This is a genomic window from Sphingobacteriales bacterium (assembly GCA_016700115.1).
Taxonomy (GTDB): Bacteria; Bacteroidota; Bacteroidia; order Chitinophagales; family UBA2359; genus UBA2359.
This window is the reverse complement of sequence record CP064999.1, coordinates 3,890,801-3,914,035: the sequence shown is the minus strand read 5'-3', so window position 1 is coordinate 3,914,035 and position 23,235 is coordinate 3,890,801. Positions and strand designations below refer to the sequence as shown.

At 35.1% G+C, this 23,235-nt stretch carries 21 protein-coding genes and 1 other RNA gene; 11 read left to right on the top strand and 11 right to left on the bottom strand.

Annotated features, from left to right (window positions below; translation table 11 throughout):
* The first annotated feature begins 156 nt into the window (after positions 1-156).
* From IPM47_13845 to IPM47_13825, 5 genes are all read left to right on the top strand, one after another.
* Positions 157-1,431, top strand: a complete 1,275-nt coding sequence (locus IPM47_13845) for a phosphoribosylaminoimidazolesuccinocarboxamide synthase (protein QQS27950.1) — start codon at positions 157-159, stop codon at positions 1,429-1,431.
* A gap of 72 nt (positions 1,432-1,503) precedes the next feature.
* Positions 1,504-2,772 (top strand): phosphoribosylamine--glycine ligase, encoded by a 1,269-nt coding sequence (purD, locus tag IPM47_13840; protein QQS27949.1) that lies wholly within the window; start codon positions 1,504-1,506, stop codon positions 2,770-2,772.
* 5 nt (positions 2,773-2,777) lie between these two features.
* Positions 2,778-3,347 carry a phosphoribosylglycinamide formyltransferase gene (purN, locus tag IPM47_13835; protein QQS27948.1) on the top strand — a complete coding sequence of 190 codons (570 nt, stop codon included), beginning with the start codon at positions 2,778-2,780 and terminating at the stop codon, positions 3,345-3,347.
* 50 nt (positions 3,348-3,397) lie between these two features.
* A complete protein-coding gene (gene purF / locus IPM47_13830; protein QQS27947.1) occupies positions 3,398-4,831 on the top strand; it encodes an amidophosphoribosyltransferase in 1,434 nt (477 codons plus the stop codon).
* Between the two features lie 189 nt (positions 4,832-5,020).
* The gene (locus tag IPM47_13825) at positions 5,021-5,719 is read left to right on the top strand and encodes a hypothetical protein (protein QQS31553.1); all 699 of its coding nucleotides are present in this window, start codon (positions 5,021-5,023) and stop codon (positions 5,717-5,719) included.
* An 83-nt stretch (positions 5,720-5,802) separates the two neighbouring features.
* Here the strand turns inward: IPM47_13825 and IPM47_13820 are convergent, their stop codons facing one another.
* The 3 genes from IPM47_13820 to fsa form a co-directional block, all read right to left on the bottom strand.
* Positions 5,803-5,925: a 30S ribosomal protein THX gene (locus IPM47_13820; GenBank protein QQS27946.1), complete on the bottom strand. Its 123-nt coding sequence runs from the start codon at positions 5,923-5,925 to the stop codon at positions 5,803-5,805.
* Positions 5,926-6,046: 121 nt separating this feature from the next.
* Positions 6,047-6,425, bottom strand: a transfer-messenger RNA (tmRNA) gene (gene ssrA / locus IPM47_13815).
* An 87-nt stretch (positions 6,426-6,512) separates the two neighbouring features.
* A complete protein-coding gene (gene fsa / locus IPM47_13810) occupies positions 6,513-7,172 on the bottom strand; it encodes a fructose-6-phosphate aldolase (protein QQS27945.1) in 660 nt (219 codons plus the stop codon).
* Positions 7,173-7,341: 169 nt separating this feature from the next.
* Here fsa and IPM47_13805 point away from each other — a divergent pair, with 169 nt between their 5' ends.
* Positions 7,342-8,310, top strand: a complete 969-nt coding sequence (locus tag IPM47_13805; protein QQS31476.1) for an aldo/keto reductase — start codon at positions 7,342-7,344, stop codon at positions 8,308-8,310.
* 115 nt (positions 8,311-8,425) lie between these two features.
* Here the strand turns inward: IPM47_13805 and IPM47_13800 are convergent, their stop codons facing one another.
* Positions 8,426-9,130 carry a hypothetical protein gene (locus IPM47_13800; protein ID QQS27944.1) on the bottom strand — a complete coding sequence of 235 codons (705 nt, stop codon included), beginning with the start codon at positions 9,128-9,130 and terminating at the stop codon, positions 8,426-8,428.
* Between the two features lie 87 nt (positions 9,131-9,217).
* On the opposite strand from IPM47_13800, the gene prmC reads away from it, so the two are divergent.
* The 3 genes from prmC to IPM47_13785 all read left to right on the top strand — a co-directional run bounded on the left by prmC (position 9,218) and on the right by IPM47_13785 (position 11,572).
* Positions 9,218-10,093, top strand: a complete 876-nt coding sequence (prmC, locus tag IPM47_13795) for a peptide chain release factor N(5)-glutamine methyltransferase (protein ID QQS27943.1) — start codon at positions 9,218-9,220, stop codon at positions 10,091-10,093.
* Positions 10,094-10,122: 29 nt separating this feature from the next.
* Positions 10,123-11,016 carry a 3-hydroxybutyryl-CoA dehydrogenase gene (locus IPM47_13790; GenBank protein QQS27942.1) on the top strand — a complete coding sequence of 298 codons (894 nt, stop codon included), beginning with the start codon at positions 10,123-10,125 and terminating at the stop codon, positions 11,014-11,016.
* 115 nt (positions 11,017-11,131) lie between these two features.
* Positions 11,132-11,572, top strand: a complete 441-nt coding sequence (locus IPM47_13785; protein ID QQS27941.1) for a DUF5004 domain-containing protein — start codon at positions 11,132-11,134, stop codon at positions 11,570-11,572.
* On the opposite strand, the gene IPM47_13780 is transcribed toward IPM47_13785, so the two are convergent.
* The 6 genes from IPM47_13780 to IPM47_13755 all read right to left on the bottom strand — a co-directional run bounded on the left by IPM47_13780 (position 11,569) and on the right by IPM47_13755 (position 20,013).
* Positions 11,569-12,144 carry a hypothetical protein gene (locus tag IPM47_13780; protein ID QQS27940.1) on the bottom strand — a complete coding sequence of 192 codons (576 nt, stop codon included), beginning with the start codon at positions 12,142-12,144 and terminating at the stop codon, positions 11,569-11,571. The two genes, IPM47_13785 and IPM47_13780, sit on opposite strands and share 4 nt — an antisense overlap.
* 169 nt (positions 12,145-12,313) lie before the next feature.
* Positions 12,314-13,681: a sigma-54-dependent Fis family transcriptional regulator gene (locus IPM47_13775; protein QQS27939.1), complete on the bottom strand. Its 1,368-nt coding sequence runs from the start codon at positions 13,679-13,681 to the stop codon at positions 12,314-12,316.
* Between the two features lie 248 nt (positions 13,682-13,929).
* Positions 13,930-16,623, bottom strand: a complete 2,694-nt coding sequence (locus IPM47_13770; GenBank protein ID QQS27938.1) for a TonB-dependent receptor — start codon at positions 16,621-16,623, stop codon at positions 13,930-13,932.
* 141 nt (positions 16,624-16,764) lie between these two features.
* A complete protein-coding gene (locus tag IPM47_13765) occupies positions 16,765-16,959 on the bottom strand; it encodes a T9SS type A sorting domain-containing protein (protein ID QQS27937.1) in 195 nt (64 codons plus the stop codon).
* Positions 16,960-17,134: 175 nt separating this feature from the next.
* Positions 17,135-17,746, bottom strand: a complete 612-nt coding sequence (locus IPM47_13760; protein QQS27936.1) for a lamin tail domain-containing protein — start codon at positions 17,744-17,746, stop codon at positions 17,135-17,137.
* 29 nt (positions 17,747-17,775) lie between these two features.
* Complete coding sequence (locus IPM47_13755) at positions 17,776-20,013, bottom strand: T9SS type A sorting domain-containing protein (GenBank protein ID QQS27935.1); 2,238 nt, start codon at positions 20,011-20,013, stop codon at positions 17,776-17,778.
* 373 nt (positions 20,014-20,386) lie between these two features.
* Here IPM47_13755 and IPM47_13750 point away from each other — a divergent pair, with 373 nt between their 5' ends.
* Entirely contained in the window at positions 20,387-21,055 is a 669-nt protein-coding gene (locus IPM47_13750) for a DUF3575 domain-containing protein (protein QQS27934.1), read from the top strand.
* Positions 21,056-21,075: 20 nt separating this feature from the next.
* Here IPM47_13750 and IPM47_13745 read toward each other — a convergent pair whose 3' ends face one another.
* Positions 21,076-22,038, bottom strand: coding sequence for a patatin-like phospholipase family protein (locus IPM47_13745; protein ID QQS27933.1), 963 nt, complete (start codon positions 22,036-22,038; stop codon positions 21,076-21,078).
* Positions 22,039-22,320: 282 nt separating this feature from the next.
* Between IPM47_13745 and IPM47_13740 the strand changes: the two genes are divergently transcribed.
* A complete protein-coding gene (locus IPM47_13740; protein QQS27932.1) occupies positions 22,321-23,205 on the top strand; it encodes an alpha/beta hydrolase in 885 nt (294 codons plus the stop codon).
* The last annotated feature ends 30 nt before the right edge of the window (positions 23,206-23,235 follow it).

The following is a 23,235-nucleotide window of genomic DNA, read 5'->3' as shown; positions in this document are numbered from 1 at the left end:
ATTATGAAGTTGGTTGGCAGATATTTTTCTCCAGATTCAGTTTACTTTGAAATGAGAATTTAAAGTTACGAATCATTCAGAGACTCTACCAAATTGACCATATTGCGTTTAACTGAGCCATTAATTCTTATCTTTGCACTTTAAATAAAAAACTACATGTCTCAAACGCTAACTTTTTTTACCACTCCTCAACTCAAAAGCCTACATAACGGTAAAGTACGCGACAGTTACAGTATCAATTCATCAACCCGTCTGATTGCAGTCAGCGATCGCCTATCTGCCTTTGATTTTGTTCTCGAAACACCAATTCCGAACAAAGGTGCTGTTTTAAACTCTTTGTCATCCTGGTGGTTTCAACAAACTGAACACATCATAGCAAATCATTTCATCAAACAAATTGATCCCAATATAACCTTAGTGAAAGAAGCAGAACCTATCCGGGTTGAAATGGTTGTCAGAGGCTATTTAAGTGGATCGGTTTGGAGAGGTTATGAAGAGGGAGAAAGAACCTTTTCGGGAGTATCGCTACCCGATGGATTAACCAAAAATTCTAAATTCAATACTCCTGTAGTTACTCCAACAACAAAAGAAAAAAGCGACCGGCCAATCAGTGCCAAAGAGTTGGTTATGGAGAAATTTGTAACAGAAGAACAATACAGCATCATGCACAAAAAAGCATTAGAACTGTACACGTTTGGCCAACAAATATTAGAACAAAAAGGCATTATACTGGTTGATACAAAATATGAATTTGGAGTTCTGAATAATGAAATCATATTAATAGATGAAATTCATACACCGGATTCCTCTCGATTTTGGAATAAGATAGATTACAATGCAAATCCAGAACATGCCCGTCAGATTGATAAAGAGTTTATCCGGCAATGGTTAATTGAAAATAAAGTCAATGGTCAGTACAGAACTTCTTTACCAAAGGAAATTATAGATGAAGCATCAAAAAGATATATAGAGATTTATGAATCAGTTACAGGACACAAATTAATTGTCAATCAGGCTTTGCATCCAAAGTCCAGAATTTGTGCGAACTTGTTTTATCATCAAATTATAAAAGATGGTGCAATAGCAATTATCACAGATGTTAAGCAAGCATTGCCATTTTGTGAAAAGGCCAAAGCAATGATAGAAAGTTATGGTATTTTTTCTGAAGTGAGATTGGTAAAAAATTCAAACGATATCAATTTGTTTTTGGAAGTTTATAATGAATCAGTTGAACCGGCAGCAATTTTGTTCATCGAAGAAAATTATAGTGAGGTTATGGAAGAAATAGCTGCATATTCTAACTTACCTATAATAACCAGTGCTTTAGATGATATTGCTATGAGCGAAAATCTTTTTTTAGATATACAGGAGCTCCTTCGTTGTTTGAACATATACCGGATTAGAGAAAAAATTTTATTTGAGGAAGAATAAAAAGTGTGACATAAAGCTCTTAACCCAAACAAGACTTTTTAAATTCAAAAAAAGTAAAATTAAACGTCAAGTATGAAAATAGCAATTATAGGCTCCGGTGGGCGGGAACATGCACTTGCATGGAAATTTGGACAGAGTGTGCCTGCTGAAAACATTTACTTGATTCCCGGCAATGGCGGAACAAACAATAATATACCTATAGATTCGACAGATTTTGAAGCTATCAAGAATTTTTGCATCAAAGAAGGAGTAGAATTGATTTTTGTAGGACCTGAACTTCCATTAGTAAAAGGAATAGTTGATTTTTTCGAAGACACTAATATCAAAGTATTCGGTCCTTCAAAAAGAGCCGCAAGATTGGAAGGCTCAAAGATTACGGCCAAAAAATTTATGCAACACTATAACATCAGTACAGGAAAATTTTGGTTGTTTAAAAGTTTGTCTCAGGCATATAATCTTATTGAAGAGTTAAACGGCAACCTTGTCATAAAGTATGATGGACTTGCAGGAGGCAAGGGAGTATATGTTTGTTCATCTATAGAAGAAGCCAAAACCGCACTTAACGAACTAAACCGAGATTATCGTTACAGTGAAAGTGAAGAGTTTCTGGATTTTTTAATCGAAGAGAAACTTGCCGGTTACGAAATATCCATCATAGGTTTTACTGATGGAGAGAACATTCAACTGATGCACCCTTCACAAGACCATAAGCAATTACTCGATGGTGATAATGGCCCAAATACAGGGGGAATGGGTGCATATTGTCCATTGCCTTTTTATACACCTGAGTTGCACCAAAGTATTTTAGAAGAAGTAGTTAATCCAACTTTAAAAGGATTACACGAAGAACAGGTTAATTACAAAGGAGTTATTTATTTCGGCATTATGGTAACACCAGAGGGTCCTAAACTTTTGGAATATAATGTTCGCTTTGGAGACCCTGAGACTGAAGTTTTATTACCATCCCTAAAAACAGATTTGCTAAAATTAACCCTCTCATGTTATGACGGAACTTTAGGGAAGAACCAACCAGAGTTTCACAACGGTTATTTTGTTGATGTAGTTATGGCCGCAAAGGGCTACCCAAAAACCTATGCTAAAAACAATATTATAGAAGGAATCAAAGAAGCAGAAAAAACTGCAATTGTTTTTCATTCAGGAACAAAGCTAATCGAAAATGGTGAGATTTTGTCAAATGGAGGTAGGGTATTAAACATAGTAGGACAGGGGACTACTCTTCTAGAAGCAAGGCAAAAAGCTTATGAGGCGATAGGAAAAATTTATTTCAAAGATCATTATTACAGAAAAGATATCGCTAACCGAAAAATGCCCGATTTTTAGAAGCCATGAAAAATATAGCCATTTTTATTTCAGGACGCGGGAGCAATATGCAGCAAATTATAGGGCAAGTTAAGAATGGCATTTTGAAAGATTTGTGCAATATATCTTTGGTTTTTTCTAATTATTGTCAGGCATTGGGACTAAAAGTGGCTAAAGAAAATCAAATTCAAACATTATGTTTGGATTCTAAAGGAAAAAAACGTGTGGAGTACGACAAGGAGGTCTTAACTTTACTTCATCCTTTTGAAATTGATTATATCGTACTTGCTGGTTATATGCGTATATTGTCCCCTGAATTTATCAAAACTTATCCCCAAAGGATACTCAATATTCATCCTGCCGACACTCGTAGTTTTCAAGGGTTAAATGCTTATAAATGGGCTTATGAAAACCTGTTAAAAGAAACTTATATTACGATACATTATGTTGATGAGGGAGTTGATACAGGTCAGGTCATAGCTCAACAAAAAGTAGATTTGACAGGTGTAAACTCACTCGAGGAAGTAGAACAAAGAGGTTTACAAGTTGAATATGAATTATATAGCAAAACACTAGCAAAATTGTTTAGCGGCTAAAACCTTTCAAACACTGCAAAGGCGACTCTTTTTAATCTATTTATAATTTTATGTGCGGAATAGTTGGATTTACTGGATATAGCCCTGTGGTTTACGATATAGTGCTTGGGCTTACATCTTTGCAACATAGAGGTCAGGACGCTGCCGGCATCGTAACTTTTAAGGAATATTTTCACTTACGCAAAGCATTAGGTTTAGTAAGTGATGTGTTTGAAGAAAGGCACATGTCTATGTTGCCAGGAAACATCGGCTTAGGTCATGTTCGCTATACTACACAAGGAGCAAATTTGATGCAAAATGCTCAACCATTTTCAGCAAATTATCCTTTCGGGCTGGCAATGGTTCATAATGGCAACGTAACCAATTTTACAGAGCTTAGAAACATTCTCTATAATGACTACAAGATTTTACCGGAGACTTCTAATGATTTGGAGTTGATTTTATATATTTTTGCTTCTGAACTAGTCAAAAAAGATTTACAAAAAGTTTCACCTGAAGATATTTTTGATGCTGTTAAAGCTACCCAACAATTAGTAAAAGGTGCTTATTCAGTTATTGCGATAATAGCCAATTTCGGACTATTAGCTTTTACAGATTCACATGGAATCCGTCCTTTGGTATTTGGTAAACGCAATACCGGTGAAGGACCAGTTTATGGTTTTGCTTCAGAATCAACTTGTTTCGATTATTTGGATTATGATTTGGTACAAGATTTGGAACCTGGACAAATAATTCTGATTGACAATCAAAAAAATGTGCACATTGCTGATGGCTATTCGTTAAATAAGGCTTTTTGCGTTTTTGAGCATATTTATTTTGCACGGGAAGATTCTGTCATTCAACAAAAACTAGTGGCAGCCGAAAGAGTAAAAATGGGAAGAGTATTGGCAAAAAAGGTAATTGAAGCCGGGCTTAAACCAGACATAGTAATTGATGTGCCGACATCCGGATATTTCGCAGCTTCAGGGTTGGCAGAAGCTTTAAATATTCCATATCGTCGTGGATTTGTAAAAAATAATTTTGTTGGAAGGAGTTTCATTTCTCCTACGCAAAAGGAACGGGAAGATGTCGTTAAAAAAAAGTTAAATCCTATTCGTGCCGTTGTTCAGGGTAAAAAGATAGCAGTTGTAGATGATTCAATAGTAAGAGGCACAACCTCTAAGCGCATTGTGCAAACTTTAAAAAATGCCGGTGCTGCGGAAGTCTATTTTATCTCTTCTGCTCCCCCAATCACAAATCCATGCGTATATGGTATAGATATGGCAATTACTACAGAACTTATTGCATCACAAAATTCTGATGAAGACATTTGCAAAAAGATTGGGGCTGACGCTTTGGTTTATCAATCTTTAGATGACCTTAAATCTCTGTTTGAAAACTTGGGATGTTGTTATGCTTGTTTCTCTGGTAATTATCCAACTGAAAACTCGCAAGATGTACTTAAGGCAGTTGAAAAAGAAAGGATGATTGCTAAAAAACAATAAAAGTTAACCTGATCAATTGCAGGCATTTTATATATATTTATAGGTTTAAACAAATGAATCTGCCAAAACTTGTCTTTTGCTACACCAAATAGAGCATTAAAGAAATAGGTGCTGATTTTTCCAAAAAAATTTCCTATCTTGCTTGCCAAATTTTATTCATTTCTATAAATTTAAAAAACACTTTTTTACATGAAGACTCGAATATGGCTATCTGTGATATTGTTTTCGGCCTTTGTATTAGTAAGCGCTTGTAAACAAAACTATTCTTGTACAGATGGTGAACAAAATCAGGGAGAAACAGGAATAGATTGTGGAGATGCTGCCGGACTTTGCCCACCCTGTGCCAATATGCCAAATTGTTCCGACGGAATCCAAAACGGAGGAGAATTGGGCGTTGATTGTGGCGGACCTTGTTCTAATCCTTGTAATAATCCACCTGCTCCAACTTGTACTGACGGAATTCAAAATCAAGGTGAAACTGGTGTGGATTGTGGTGGGCCCTGTACTCCTTGTTCATCACCGACTAACGCAATGTCTGCACTTATTGACAGCAGCCCTTGGTCAGGTACAGATGTTAGTGGCTTGGACACCGGAGGTAAGCTAAACCTTATCGGCAAAACTTATAATGCAACTGATACTATTGAAGTTCGATTAGTACATGGTGGTGCATTTGCAACAGGTACTTATGATTTTACAGCTATTAACCCAGCAACATATTTACAAGGTAATATTCAATGCATCAGTTCTGCGGGCACTATTACTTTTACTACATTTAATACAACAACAAAACTGGTTATTGGCTCATTTGAATTTGGATGCACTGATGCCGGTGGTGGAACAGGAACACATAATATAACTTCTGGGACTTTCGAAATTACTTATAATTAGGCTGGAGTCCTTTTATTTTTTTAATCCAAAAAAGTCCGGATATTTACATACCCGGACTTTTTTTTATTCACATGATTGAATATTTAGTTTTCGTTTGATTGAGTGGTTGTCGTTGATTTAGAGCGATTGCTTTTATTTGGTCTTGACTTTCCGTTAGAGCCTCTCCATATCTTTCCACGTTTGGTGCGTTTGTCTCCTTTTCCCATGTTTTCAATGTTTTAATTTTTTAAAATTGATGCAAAGTTAAAACAATCATACAGAATCGCAAGAATTTATTTAAAGCAAAAAAAATCCGTTTGCAAAAATTAAAGCAAACGGATGAAATTAAAGTGGAGCTGGAGGGATTCGAACCCTCGTCCAGAGCAAGGTTCAATAAGCTTTCTACATGTTTATTGTTGTATTAATTTTGGTAAAACAGCCGGAACAACACGAACCAACTGCTTCCTTACCCCCAATTAAAATTCGCGTTTATTTCGAGGTACTAATGTACGCTATCCCAATTTCTTTTATGAAACCTCGACCGCAGCTCCCTATTGGGCAGAGGTGCATCGCGGGAGATTAAAGGCATCTAATCGTCCCGATTAGGCTGCCAATCTGTAAGAATTGTTGCCAGTTATGGCTGCTGTACTGAGATTTACGAGCCAACACAACAAAAGCTCGACATGCTTACCTACCGACTACTTTCCTGTCAAAGCCAGTCAGCCCCTTATTTTAAAGAACTAACAAAACTACTTTATATCAAAGTTTCACAATTAACATTTGAAATAGAAAGAAAGTTCCGTTTGAAAGATTTTTACTGTTGCCATTTTCTGGCATCTTTCAAAAATTGTTCCAAACCGATATCTGTTAATGGATGTTTAAGTAACCCTAAAATAGAATTAAGTGGACAAGTAACGACATTTGCTCCGAGTTCAGCACACTTAACAATATGTAAGGGATTGCGAATAGAAGCTGCCAAAACTTCTGTGTCAAACATTTGCGTTGAATAAATATCTACTAACTGTTTAATTAAACTCATACCATCCCATGAAGTATCGTCTAATCTTCCAATAAATGGTGAAACATAAGTAGCACCTGCTTTAGCAGCTAAAATAGCTTGACCGGCAGAAAAAACTAAGGTACAGTTAGTATTGATTCCTTTACTGGTAAAATAGCTGATAGCTTTTAACCCATCTTTTATCATTGGAACTTTAACAACAATATTATCAGATAAATCAGCCAACTCTTCCCCTTCACGTATCATGCCTTCATAATCTGTTGCTATTACTTCAGCACTGACATCTCCATCTTCTACAATTTCACAAATTTTCAAGTAATGTTCCAATACATTGTTTTTACCAATAATTCCCTCTTTAGCTATAAGAGATGGATTAGTAGTTACACCATCAAGTATTCCCAACTCCTTAGCTTCGCGAATTTCTTTCAAATTAGCAGTATCAATAAAGAACTTCATTTCTTGTGTTTTTTTACACAAAGGTAATCTAAAACCCTATTTATCAGACAACTTTGAGTACATCTTTAACTTTTCTGGAAGTTTAAGTGAACAATTTCTCAATAAAAAAGTTGTGAATAGCTGTTATATTTAATCACTTTATTCTTCTAAAATTATCGTAATTATGGAAATGGAATATAGAAGACTGGGATCATCTGGTTTACAAGTTAGTGCATTGTCTTTCGGTTCTTGGGTAACCTTTGGTGCTCAAATAGAAGATAATTCTTCCGAAAAATTGATAGCTGCAGCTTATGAAGCAGGAATCAATTTTTTTGACAATGCTGAAATATATGCACAAGGAAAATCAGAGATTGTTATGGGTAAAATATTAAAAAATATGGGCTGGGACAGAACCAGTTTTTTAGTTTCGAGCAAAGTTTTTTTTGGAGACGGCCGGAAAAAACCAAATCAGACAGGGCTAAGTCGAAAACATATTTTCGAAGCCTGCCACGACGCTCTTCAAAGATTACAATTGGAGTATTTAGATCTTTATTTTTGCCACCGTCCTGATAAAAATACACCTATTTCTGAAACTGTATGGGCAATGAATCACTTAATTCAACAAGGTAAAGTTTTGTATTGGGGAACGTCGGAATGGAGTGCACAACAAATTACCGAGGCCCACCTTGTAGCTGAAAAATATCACTTAATCGGCCCCGTTATGGAACAGCCTGAGTATAATTTGCTGCATCGGGATAGATTTGAAAAAGAGTATAAACTATTGTATAAAAATTTTGGATTAGGAACAACAATATGGTCGCCATTAGCTTCAGGACTATTAACAGGAAAATATAATGATGGATTACCTACAGACGGATCACGTTTATCGCGTGAAAACCTAGCATGGTTAAAAGACAAAAACCTTACAGAAGACAGAATTTCGAAAACACGAAAATTGACATCTTTTGCAAAAAACAAATTAGGTATCAGTATGACACATCTTGCATTGGCTTGGTGTCTTAAAAATCCTAACGTCAGTTCTGTAATATTAGGCGCATCCAAAGTCAGTCAATTGGAGGACAATCTAAAATCATTGGAAGTAGTTCCATTATTAACTCAGGAAGTAATGGATGATATTGATGCAATTCTTGAAAAATAAAAGCTATAGTTTAAATTAGTCCTTTGTATAGTTTGATTCAAATGAAAGGGGCAGTTATGTATAATCATAAACTGCCCCGTTTATTTTATGTACTCTAAACCAGATAAAAACGCATCTATTCCTGGTAAGAAGTTATTTCTGAATAACCCAACAATTTGCCTTTCCGATCGTAATTTTCATTTCTTACAGAACCAACATTTTTAGCGTACCAAGAAATACTTTTAGACGTGATATTCATGATTGTACGAAGGGTTGTTTCTTGTGAAATCTTAAAACATTCGAATGTTCCAGCAGGAGTGGTAATTGATTCTTGGGCTAAAACCTGCCTGTTGCTGACATTAATAGTCATACTAAACAGCGCTAAACCATTACTATTCATGTTGACAGTCATTTCACCATCTGGCAGAGTTTGACCAACCGTTAATGTAGTCGGAAACTCCAACCAATCTGTTTCTATATTAGCCTCCATTCCTTTAAACATTTCATTGCTTTCTGCCGGTATAAAATTCTTAAAATCCATATAAAAAATTCCATCAACACATTTTATATCATAGGTTGTATTATAAGTCTCTTTGTCTTTTTTGTCGTAAATAATACTTTTTACCTTTGCAGAGATGCCTCCTTCAATTGGGGTTTGCTCTAAAATTTCAATAACATTTTTTCCTTCGTTTTTCCCTTTTGCATCGTAATTCGTCATTTCAATTTTGGTTCCAACGTTCATCGGGAAATAAGGCTCACATTCTTGTGCTAAGGATTTTATAGAATAAAAGCCTAAAAGCAGAAACATATAAAAAATTGTTTTGTTCAGAATTGTTTTCATCAGAAATAGTTTATTTAGTTAAAGAATGTTCATCTAATTAATCAAAACAAATCTTGAAAAGTTTACTAACCGTAACAATTATTTACGATGCTTCCAACACCGATTGAACTGATTAGTTATATAAAACATAAATTGTCAGAAATTTACCCGATAAGAGAGGCAAAAAATATTGCTGTTCTTGTAACCGAATTTGTTACAAAATCAAAAAAAATTAACTTCTACCTTAATCCAAGTATCAAACTTACAGAAGAGCAATTCTATCTAGCCAACTTTTATTTACAGGAACTACTCCAATACAAACCTGTTCAATATGTTTTAGGAGAAACTCATTTTTTAGAAATCCCCTTGATTGTATCCCCTGATGTTTTAATCCCAAGGCAAGAAACTGAACAATTAGTATTGTTGATTGCCAAATTTGTCAACCAAAATAACATGGTTGCACCACAAATATTAGATATTGGAACAGGAAGTGGCTGCATAGCTTTAGGCTTAAAAAAACTTTTACCAGAAGCTAATATTATTGCTCTTGATATTAGTAAAAAAGCTATTGATATAGCTCAGGAAAATGCCAAAAGAAATCATCTGTTTATAGAATTTTATCACGGTGATGTGTTGCATCCAAATATAAAAAATCAAATTCCTAACTCATTCGATATAGTTGTAAGCAATCCACCATATATTCCAGTTTCAGAAAAAAACGCTCTGTCACGACAGGTTAATGAATTTGAGCCACATTTGGCACTTTTTGTTCCTGAACATCAAAACTTGATTTTTTATCATTCAATTTCCGCATTAGCTAAACAAATTCTTCTGCCAGGGGGAACCCTTTTTTTTGAAATGCACGAAAATCAAGCAAATAATATAGAAGCATTGTTAAATAATTTTGGCTTCCAAAAAATCAGGGTTTATGTTGATTTATATGGCAAAAACCGGATAGTTTCCGCATATTTGCCAATTCATTAGATAATTTTAATCCTTTAAATAAAATAAGAATGAATCACATTGCAGTAATTGGTGCAGGAACCATGGGAAACGGAATTGCACACGTTTGTGCTATGAACGGATATATGGTCAGCCTCTTTGATCTAAACAGAGAAATGTTGGAGAAGGCAGTTCATAGCATTGGCGGTAATCTTGACAGAATGATTAAAAAAGGACTACTTTCAGAAGAACAAAAAGAAATGACCCTTTCAAACATTTCCATTTTTACTAAAATGGAAGATTCAACAATTGAACAAGCTGATCTTGCAATTGAAGCGGCAACGGAAAACGAAGAAGTTAAGTTCAAAATTTTTTCATCTCTTGACAAAACACTTGCTCCGAATGCAATCTTAGCATCAAATACATCATCTATATCAATTACTAAAATAGCATCAGCTACCAAACGTCCGGAAAAAGTTATTGGAATGCATTTTATGAATCCTGTCCCTATCATGAAATTAGTTGAAATTATTCGTGGTTATTCTACTTCAGATCAAACTACCCAAACAATAGTTAACTTATCTCAGAAACTTGGTAAAATACCCGTACTTGCAAATGATTACCCGGGTTTTGTTGCCAACCGCATTCTAATGCCAATGATTAATGAAGCAATTTATAGTCTTTTTGAAGGGGTAGCCGGTGTTGCTGAAATAGACTCTATCATGAAACTCGGTATGGCTCATCCGATGGGTCCACTTCAATTAGCAGACTTTATAGGTTTAGACGTTTGTTTATCAATTCTGAAAGTCCTTCACAATGGTTTTGGAAATCCAAAATATGCACCTTGTCCTTTACTTGTAAATATGGTAGCAGCCGGTCAATTAGGCATGAAAACAGGTCAGGGGTTTTATTTTTATGAAACTGGCAACAAAGATCTTATAGTAGCAAAAAACTTTATTAAATAACTGATTTTGCACTTAGCATTAATTTTTATAATCGGCATTGATACTTTTTAAAAAAAGTGGCTTTTAATTTTAAAATGAACTAATTTTGTACAATTTTTAACACAAAATATTTAAAATGAAAAAGTTATTATTGATTTTAACTGTAATTATGGTACTTGTTTCTTCATGTACAGAAGATAAATCAAATACTGAATTACTTACCGGAACAGACTGGAGAATTACTGCATGGACGGTTTCGCCTGCTATTTTAGGAATAACTGACTGGTATGCAAACATGGAACCCTGTGAAAAAGATGATAGTTTTTCTTTTAACAGCGATGGCTCTGCATCAATTGACGAAGGTGCTTCGAAATGTGATCCTGATGATCCACAAACTGAAACCGGAACATGGTCATTTAATAGTGATGAAACACTATTGACAATTATAGCAGACGGAGAAACCCAATCATGGGAGATTATAGACCTGACTAACAAGGTTTTGAAAATTAAATGGGTGAATACTGATCCGGATGATGGAACGACTTATACATTTACCATCACATTTGGAGCCATTTAATTATTCAAGCTGTCAATTTTTTTAGCCATCATATACATCACTAAAATCACTTTCTCTATTCGTTTCCTTCTATGAACCGTAATTAGTGAAATCTGCTCGATGTATTTAAGTTGGGCTTGTTCCAGTATGAATTTTCCTTGTTGGAAATAAATGTTTTCTTTCATCACATCGCGTATTTCTTTATCCAACAGATTTTTAACAAAAGAAGGGGCGTTGGTAGTGATATAAAACATTCGATCAAATTTGGGGTCATTCAACGAAATGTCGGTATGACCCCAAATTTTTTTTAGTGTGGAGTATATTGTCTCACTTCCAATAGTAAAGGTATTCCCATAATGCAAAACATCCAAGGTAATTTGTGTCTGTGGAAATGCAACACTGCCAATCAGGATATCTTTTGTTGAAATGGAAATATTTCGCTTTAGATAATTTCCATTTATTAAAGGAAAGCGACTTTTTATACTGAATTTTTTTTTAGGCGAAACTGTTAGATTTAAGTTTAACTCTTTAGCAAGAATAGCAAATTGCTCAATAATCTGGTCATAAAAAAACTGTATGCTTTCAGTAATCAAGTAAAATGCCAGAACAAATATTGCTACAAAAACTATAATATAAATAGGAGAAGATAGCAATACTAATCCTGCACAAAAAGTGCCTATTAATGCAACGCCATATAGAATTTTAGATTGGATAAAGTTAATTTGAAGGGTAAATAATTATTTTTATGGATTACTGTCAAATTCATGCTTCTTTTTTCAAACCATACTTTTCAATCTTATTATAAAGGTGGCTTCTTTGAATCCCAAGAATATCTGCGGTTTTGGTTATATTCCAATCTAAATCCATTAGCTTGTATTCTATAAACAATTGTTCAACATAATCTTTAAAGTCCTGTAAGGAGTTGAATCTTTCAAATAGATTTTCATTGATTTGGTTTGATTGGGTTGATTTTCCGTATGATACAAACTTAACTACATCATTGCCGGTTATCTCATTATCACACAAAATATAAAGCCTTTCCATAACATTTCTCAATTCTCTTATGTTTCCTTTCCAACTATAATTTTTAAGTACCTCTAAAGCTTCTTCTGTAATTTGTTTAGGCGGAGCGCTGTATTCACTGCTAATTTCATTGAGAAAATGTTTAGATAAAATTGGAATATCTGATTTGCGATCGTCAAGTTTCGGCACTTCGATGGGTATCACATTAATTCTATGAAATAGGTCTAACCTGAATTTCGACTCGTTAACCTCTTTTACCAATTCTTTATTTGTTGCAGAAATAACTCTGACACTAACGGCTATATTTTTATCGCCTCCAACTCTTGTTATAGTATTTTCCTGTAAAACTCGTAATACTTTAGCTTGAGCAGAAAGACTCATGTCTCCAATTTCATCAAGAAATAAAGTTCCACCGTTAGCCTGTTCAAATTTACCTATTCTTTGTCTATCTGCAGAAGTAAATGCTCCTTTTTCATGCCCAAATAGCTCACTTTCTATTAATTCGGATGGTATAGCTGCACAATTTACTTCAACAAAAGGGCCTGAACTGCGATGGCTTTTTTCATGAATCCATCTGGCAACTAATTCCTTACCGGTTCCATTCTCACCTGTAATTAAAATTCTTGCATCAGTAGGAGCGACCTTTTCAATTGTTAATCTTATTTTTTCAATTAAAGGTGATTCGCCAATTATGGGACGTACTTTAGTTACCTTTTGCCGCAAATCTTTAGTTTCTTCAATCAGTTTGGTTTTTTCAAGTGCGTTTCTGGTTGATATCAGTAATCTGTGCAGATCAAGTGGCTTTTCAATAAAATCAAATGCTCCTTTTTTAACTGCTTCAACTGCTTGTTCTATAGATCCAACTCCGGTAATAATAATAAAAGGTAAGTCAGGTTTAATTTTAGATGCTGCTTCTAAAACTTCTATTCCGCTTTTCTTTGGCATTGAGACATCGCTTAAAACCAAATTAAAATTTTGGGTTTTAATTTTAGCAATACCCTGAACACCATCAATTGCTTCTTCTACTTCGTATCCTTCATATGAAAAAACTTCAACGAGTTGTTTTCTAATCATCTCGTTATCGTCAATAATTAAAATTTTTGGCATATTAAAATTGTTAGATTTTTTATTAAAACTACTTCGAGATATTGGAGTTAAGTGAGAAAATAGCTATACATACAGAAGTTTTGCCATAACACCAAATCTAAACCGTTAGTGAAAAGGGTATTTCCGAAATCAAATTCTTTATACTGATTTTACTGATAATTTGAGTTGTTTTTAAGTTAGACAAGATTTCAAAATTAGTAGTAATGATTTAGATATATTACCACAAATTTAAGATAAAGTCTGTATATTTAGAAAGTAATTCCAAAATTACCAGTTAAACGAAACCCCTGCCCAAAATATACTTCAATGTCTCGTGGTTCAAATCCCAATCGGGTACTTGCATCTGAAATATAAGAATTGTCAAGCGCATTGAGCAAGCTCAAACCAATTCTATATTTAACTTTTCGAGTATTAAATGTATAGCCTGAATGAACGTCAAACAAATAATAATCCGGCATTTTCCATGATTCTCTGTCTTGATTTGAACCAGTTAATTGATCCGGCGAAAAATCAGCATAGTTTTTTCCAAAATAGGTCCATTTGATAGTAGTATAAAGGTTTTTTAACGGCTCTACTCTTGCAGAAAGGCCAAACTGCATTTGAGCAGCATCCCCAACATGCACACCATTTGCGCTAAAAGGAGCCTCGATAGTTGCATCTTCACTTTTTAAAGTTGCATCACTGTCATTTTTCCAAATCCAATCTCCGACTGATGCCAACCCTTCAAATTTTAACAGATTAGGTATTGCAATTAGGGCGAAATCTAATTCTAATCCGCGATGATGCGCTTTTATACCTTCCACATTTAATTGAATTACTTCATCATCTTCGTTTCTAAAGTTGGCAATTAACGGGCGATTAAGCCAAAGTGTATAATAGGCATTTAAATTAGCACTAAAAATCCGGCTTTTAAATCCATATCCTAATTCTCCTGCAACAATTCTTTCTTTAACTATATTATCATATGCTCGATTGTTTCTGTTAAAAACATTGTCAAATGGAGGAGCTTTTTCAATATATCCTGTATTAAAAAAGACATTTTGTTGTTCTGTCAGGTTAAAATTCATTCCTGTTTTTATAGTATAACCTGGAATCAATTTTGTTTCTGTTTCAGAAAAACGACTTTCCGGTGAGTCTATAGTAAATGTATCACCTTTATGTACATAAGGAATGTAGTATGTTACTGCTTGCAATATTGTGGTATCTTCCAAAACTAAATCTTTAGCAAGGAAATAATCAATCCTTTTGTATGAGGTAAGTGCCCCTGTTATATTTAAAAATGCACTGATTGCACTTGATTTATATTCTACTTGAGCAAATCCGCCTCCCCAGTTCACTTTCCCGTCGTAAAATAAATCCACTTTATCTCCAACATCTTTTTGGATACCATTGGGTTCGTGTAAATTTCTCCCTTGAGTGTCGTTATCAATATGATATTTACCCCCCAACAAATCATAGATTTCGCGGTAGTGAGTACCTGTATAAGTTCTCAGGTCAACTCCACCGGATAAATTAAAATGATTGTTCGGATTGTAATCAAAGGTAGAAAGCAACCCATACCACCGGTGATTATTGACGCTGCTTCGCAATATCCTGCTTGATGCTTCGAAATTTGATTGAGAGTTGTATATAGTTTGATAATTGATTAATCCATCATTATCAACAGGGAAAGTGCTTCCGGCATTTGCCACACCACCTCCATTGCCTAATGATATATAGATGATATTGGAAATGCTCAGTTTTTTATTGACAGTCCAAAAGTCTTTAACCGTAAATTGTGGTTTATGGTAATAGTTTAATCTTTCTGTTAATGCTTTTCGTCCGTCAAAAACAGTATCTTCACCATTCAAAGTCCATCTATTTAGATAGCCCCAGTGTGAATTATATTGTTCACCCAACCCCCATTGTTGAGTACTTGCCAATGTTGACGTATCTACGCCTAACTCAGCAGCGGTTTCGAGATTATATTTGGCGATTTGTAGTTTAAAAGTTCTTTGTGCATGTTCTTGTGGTGCTCCAACAGCAGAAATACCTAACGTGTGTTTTCCAATAATTTTTTCAATTTTTGCAAAGTAAAACCAGGCTTTAGACCATGTATTATCCACCCATCCTTGATTTTGGCGATAGGATGCTGTAAAAGTTAATCCCCATCCACCTTTAAGCCTGCCGGTTGTGCCCGATAAAGTGGTTTTGTAAAATCCATACATACCTAAATCCTGCTGAACACTTAAGCGTTTTTTGCTTTCAATTCCGGACGTTAAAATGTTAATAGTCCCTCCCACTGAAGGTAATGCTAATTTTGAAGCCCCTAATCCACGTTGAACCTGAATACTTCTTGCTACTTCACTCAACCCTGACCAGTTTGACCAATAAACCCAACCATTTTCCATATCATTAACGGGTACACCATCAATCATTATCGCAACATTTCTCTGATTAAATCCCCGAATTGTAATTCTGGCATCCCCGTCTCCACCACCTTGCTGAGTTGCATAAACTCCAGGTGTACTGTTTAAAACCATAGGCAGATCCTGAACGCTTAGTTCTTCTTTAATTCGAGCCAATTGAACAGTGCTGAATGCAACCGGAGTTTCTCTGTTGCGGGCAACATCAGCGACTATGTTAATTTCCTTGATTATGATATTGTCCTCTTCCAAATTGAAATTGACGGTATTCACCCCTGAAGCAATGTTAATACTTAATGTTTGTGATTTGTACCCAACATACGATACTACAATTTCCTGCAAACCTGTTGGTAGATTGAGTTGATACTGTCCATCTAAATCTGTGATAGTACCCTTATCGCCTGAAGTGATTGTTGCCTGAATCAAAGTTTCTCCTGTTACTGCATCTTTGACCATTCCTTTTAATATCGCTTCTTGTGCATTAATTAGACCTGTAGAAACAACTATCAATAACAATACAATTAAAGATTTGTACATATTCTTGGTTTTCAAAGTGGAGATGTGGAAATTGATATATTTAATGTGCAAAAAAGCGATTAAAAGAACAAAAAGGCATATAAACACAGTTTTGGTTTAAGTGTTTACATACCTTTCTGAATAGGGACAACTTAAATTGTATTATTGAATTAGTAATTTATGGTGTGAAACTGCTTTATTTAACGATGTTGTTTTGACAATATATGTTCCAGTTGCAAACTGTTCGGTGTCTAAAAAAACTTCTGTTTGATTTGAATAAGAAAAGTATTGAGATTTACCCATTAAATCAAAAACTTCAACACTTTTAATAAATGAATGATCGCTTTTTATATACACATGCCTGTTAGCCGGATTTGGATAAAGCGAAACATTAAAATGTTCAACATTGTCTATGCCGTTTGGTGCATCTCCACATTGACAAGAATGCCATCCAAGATGGTTGAATGTATTTCTTGAAAGAGTATCCCACTGAACAGTCGGATTCCAGGCTCCTGTATAAGGAGCTCCGGGGTTAGAAGTTAAACCCGGCTGTTACTCCCGGTTTACGGATTAAGGTTTTATCTCTTGTCCAATAGGCTCCTCCTGCCGATTGTGTATAAGGAGCTGTATTAGTCCAGGAAACTCCGGGGTCTTCTCCGATTAATCCAAATATGTCCACAAAAGTGCCAGTTGCACCAAAAGCGGTAGAAGAACCATCAATTTTGTTAAGCGAAAGTGCATCGTTTCCGTTATGATATAATGCATTAGACTCTTCATAAACAGGGCAAACAAATAAATCTGCCTTATCTTTTAGTTCCTGAAACACACAGGTATCTGCACCTGTCAAGCTACAATTTTGCAAATCCACAACAATAACCATCACATCTTTAGCATTGATTGAACCGCTTAATTGAACAGAAGCAATTGGGTCATAAATGTTATTTCCATTTGACCAACGTATGATTCTATAGCCGGACAGGTCAATAGCATTATCGGTTGGATTGTAAATTTCAAGTGCTTTATTATTGAAGTTTCCTTCAACATACTCGGAAAAGTAAAGTTCACTGCATTGTGCATTTAAATTGCCTGAAGCAACAAAAGCAAATAAAGTGAAAAAAAATACCGGAAGTAGATTTTTAAACATAACTTATAAGTTTAGTGTAAATTGGATAATTAATGGATAATCTGGAATTTCTGAACTGTATTACCTACCTGTAGAAAATATAACCCGGAAGGAAGTTGGCTTACATCTACTGAAGTTATTGAACCTGAAGTAGAATCAAAAAATCGATTTAATATCGGTTGTCCGATTGAGTTCAACAAGGTGATTTGTGTTTTAAACTGAGGTTGATTTGAATTAAATTGCACATTTAAAGCATTAGTAACAGGATTTGGGTACAGTTTTAAACTTTCTAATGGAAGGTTCAAATTTTGAACAAATACAATCGAGTCTACTAATAATGTTCCTCCAAGTTCAATATATCTTTTTACAAACTCCTGATAATAAAAATTAGCTATTGTTGCATCGTGAACAACAACGGTATTTTCATCATTTCTGAATGCTGCGGAATTGCTCCAATTGTGTGAGCCGGTCAAAACAACAGGATCCGAAGTTGTAAGATTGGGGTCAACGATAAAATATTTATGATGGAAAATGGCAGATGTATTGTCAATAAAAAGCGTATTACTGATTGCACTATTTAATGTTAAAGATACTTGTTGGGCTTCTGCACTCCCTATTGATTCGATAATTCCTGCTACAAAAACTCCGTCATAGGCTTTATCTCTGATAGCTTGAGCTAAATCATTTCTTGTAAATGATAAGATGCCGAAATATAAGTCATGATCTGAACTGTTAACGGTATTAATTAATATTGAATTCATCGGGGATGAAGGGCTGAAATATGATTCAACAGGAATTCCGCCTATCAGATATTTTACAGGTGTATTTTCTGTTTTGTCTGTACTGAAACTACCCCCCAACATTTCTTCAAATTCGAGTGTAAATCCTTTTGCCAAACTTTGATCCTGAAAAATAATCACATTGTTTGGGTCAACAATCAATTGATTATTTGTAAAATTTGTGCTGCCGGTCCAAACAACAGGTTCATTTGGATTTTCGGAAAAAGCATCAATAACTATAAATTTGTTATGCATGATTCCGGGTAAAGAGGATGGGCGTTTGATTTTAGTGCCGGGTAATTGAGAATAAATTGTCGCATTTAAGTCTGCATCTGCGACTATTCTTATCTGAACACCCCGGTCTTGCGCTGCTAAAATAGCATCTACGATACCATTTTCATTATCCATAGTATATGCGCACAAATCTATTGTATATTTTGCACGGTCTAAGTATGCAATAAGGGTATCGGGTACCATTTGATTTAAATAAATAGCGTTTTCTCCGGTAGAAACTGAGGTATCAACCGGACGATTAAAGTAAACTTTGATGTCCCCGGAAGATAGAGAAACTGTTGCCATTGGAATAATTGCCGAATATGATGTTTCACCTCCGGGTGAGGTGCTTTCAATTTGAACATAATAAATATTCCCGGGCTCCAAACCGGCTAGTTCGATACTGTGGTCGGTTGTAAATATTTCATCAATAACAGTTCCAAGTTCAAGATCTGAAGTTAATCCATAATGAACAATAGTGTTTCCTTCATTTAAGGTCTCAAATGTGAGTGTAAATGAGTCCGTTGCTAAATTGGTTTGTTCAATTGAAGAAGTAAAAACAGGAGCATTTCCTACAAATTCAAAATCAGAAAATGAACGGGGCAGAAGTTGGTAAGAACCTTGAAATTGGCTCATTATACCAATAATATTTAGGAATCCGGATGGGATCAGTGTTCCAACAATCGAAGTTGAATTGCTGTTAATACGTATTTGATAAGTGTTTCCACTGGCATCCTGAATATTGTAATTTGTGTTTCCATTAAAAGTTAACCCTGCTGAAGGAAATTGAACAGCATCCACTCTTACTAATTGTCCTTCGTAGGTTTCGGAGAATGCTGCAGCAGCAGATAAATCTACCGGAGAAGGAATAGTGGCAGTGCCATCTATCGTATAAGAAAAACTACTGTCGTCAACTATCTCAAGTAGGCAATTATACTCCTGAACCTGTCCTGTAATAGTTACTAAATTTCCCGGCAAAAGATTATTTGCTACTGAAGGATTATAAACGCCTATGCCCCCGGTTCCATCCTGTATATAGCGAATCGGTCCTAATTCACCGCCATTAGTAACAATTCCCTGAACGGTAACGGTACTACAATCGGCTTCTGAAAAGCATTCACTACCATCAGCAGAAGAGCATGGCGCAACTCCACGGGCATCTCCTATATCAATTGTTTGAGCAAAACTATAAATGCAAAAAACTAAAGTTAAAACAAGAGTTGTAAAGTTTTTCATGCAATATGAATGATTTTTAAAAAGTATTATTAAAAAATTAGCGCTTTATTAATTGAATGAAAGTTACTTTATTGATTGACATTAGCGCTTTTTAGAAAAAAACAGATTTTTCAGAAGGATGAAAGTAAAGGATATAAGAAAATATTGCCTCACATCGTTAAAACAATAACCAAAATGGAAAATCATTAAATATCGGCAAAATTAGTAAAAATAGGTGTGTAGTATAAAGTTGATTTAAATTTCTTAACGAGTTTACTTAAATTTAACGAAAGATGAAATCTGGATGGTAATTTTTACAATTTTTAAAAACCAATTTTGCCTAAGTTTGCATTCTTCTTTATTTAAACGACTTAACACAAAAAAAACATTTTATATGAACCTCAAAATTTTTGTTTTTCTTTTCTTTTCTTTGATGATTAGTTTTTCAGCTAAGGCTACAGGCAGCCTCTTAGCAAATCAAAATGAAAGTTTAACTGAGGACGAAACGCCTAAACAAGTAAGACCGGCAAAGGTAATTTTATCTGTTCAGCCCTTTTCACTGATTGCCGGAGGATTAGATTTGAGTTATGAACAAAAATTAAGCAATTGGATGACCATGCGCTTGAATTTTGGATACTTTCTCTCGGCTGACCCTATTGGGTATGACGATTTAATTACCGATATGGACGGTTTCAGAGGAGAAATTCAATTGCGGAGATATCTTTTTAGTGAAAAGCGTCAGACCCCTGAAGGAATTTACATTGCTCCTTATGCTTTGTATCGGCAAATTAGTGTGATGAACGAAAAGTGGGAATATGATCCGATTAATGGAACCGGAACTTCTACAAAAGTAAAAGAACAGGCAAGTGCAGCAAGTGGGGGAGTATTGATAGGAATTCAGTTCGTTTCTAAAGCCAGAATTACGATGGATATGTATGCTGGTGGGGGTGTTTTTCTTCCTGTTGATGATACGTCATCTGATGTAGTGCATTTGCCGGTTGTGAATCCCTACAAGAAAACTATAGCTCCCAAATTAGGATTTAGTATTGGATTGGCTTTATAAACGTCATACAACATCAAAATTTATTTTTTGTCGTTTCCAAAACTCGGTAATTTGTCAAACAGGAGTAAGTTCCAAAGAGCTGACTTGATAGTATTCGAGTCAGCTTTTTGTCGTTTTAATTCATTGTAATTAGTTAAGGCTGCACTGCAAGATTGTTGACCTAATAAAATTAGCTCTTTTGCTTTATAGAATTCATAAGTACTGCAAACATCTCTGGAAATATTGATGATGATATCGGGTTTATGGTAGTAAAAGGAATATTCTGTCAATTTATCTTGTAAGATTTCTGTCATTCTATTAATTACACCGAGATAGGTAAACTTTTCTTTGATTGCACTCATTTTCGGAAGCGTGTTAATCCATTTCTGAACAAAAATATTATAGCTATTCGGATTTCTGCCGTGAATCACTTCAGGTTTTACATATCGCTTTGCATTCAGGTTGACAACTACAATCAAATTGCTTTTTACTTTTAAAACCGGTTCAATAGGTGTTGGATTAACAACTCCTCCATCCACCAAATCCCGACCTGCCATAGTGATAGGAGTTAAAATTGTAGGAACAGCAGCGGAAGCTCTTATTGCCTCAAACAAGCTGCCCTGGTTTATCCATACCTCCTGACCTGTATGCAAATCGGCAGCAACTGCAGTATAAGGGATAGGTAAATCTTCTATGTTGCAGTCTCCAATTAATTTTCTTAATTCTTCAATTACCCTTTCGCCTTTTATAAAACCTTGTGCAGTCAGAGTGAAATCAGTAAGCTTAAAAAGACGGGTTTTATCCATTTGCAAAAACCACTCTTTAAGCAAATGTAATTTTCCGGCAGCAAATACACCGCCGACCAAAGCGCCTATAGAACATCCTGAAATAGCTTCTATCTGAAAGCCATTTTTCAACAATTCTTCAATAACGCCAATATGAGTTATACCTCGTGCTCCACCACTACCTAAGACTAAGGATATCTTTATTCCGTCAGATGACATGAGTGCTTGACCTGATTGAGGTAAAAAAGTGGCAATATTAAACAAAATTTAAAAAACCAGACTACTGCTTAATATAATGGATTTATACTGACATTTTTCAAATAGAAATAAATATTGATGTGGATGAATTTTTGGGGTTTATATTGATTATTGTTTTTTATTTGCAAATTTGCATTCGAATATGCGGTTTATTTCAAAAACAGTATCTTTTAAAGTTTAGATATGGCAAGTTTCAGAAGTTTTTTAATCAAGCATTATCTTTTCTCGGCAAGGGAAGCTCTTATGATTAGAAGACATCATGAAAACATTCCCGTCTTAAGAAGAGGATTTGAAATGCTGGCAAAGCGGCATCCTTTACCTAAGCATGTATATTTTAAACGCATTTTTATTAATGATATTCCGGCAGCATGGATTATACCGGCTAAGGCCAATACAAATATTGCAATGCTTTATCTGCACGGAGGAGGTTATGCAGTAGGATCTGTTAACACGCACAAAGCGCTTGTATCCAAAATTGCAAAAAAAGCAGGCATTACAGCGTTAGCAATTGATTATAGACTTGCGCCTGAACATCCTTTTCCTGCAGCAGTTGATGATGCTATTTGTGCTTATAATTTTTTATTAGAACAAAATTATGCCCCTGAAAACATTGTAATTGCCGGAGATTCAGCAGGAGGTGGACTTACTCTTGCCACTTTAATTGCATTGAAAGATTTGGGACGACCTTTGCCTGCGGCTGCGGTTTGCCTTTCTCCTTGGACAGATTTAGTTGTTACCGGAGCTTCAGTAACCGAAAAAGCGCATTTAGACCCCATGATTGTAGGATATTTATTATCAGAATGGGCTGCTAAATATGCGGGAAAGACTCCGGTTAATCACCCTTTGATTTCACCACTTTATGCCGACCTAAGCGGACTACCTCCGTTATTGGTTCAAGTTGGAACCGATGAAGTAATTTTAGATGATTCAACAAGATTTGCAGAAAAAGCTCGCGAACAGGGCGTTGATGTTACACTTGATATTTGGAATGGAATGATACATGTTTGGCAATACCTTTGGTATGTCATACCTGAAGCTAATGAGGCCATAAAACAAATTGCAACCTATATAAACTCTAAAACCTCTACTGCATTTAAATCTAATCAAGCAGAATATCAACGGTTTTAGTAAATTGTTTAGCAAATCCCATTATCTAAG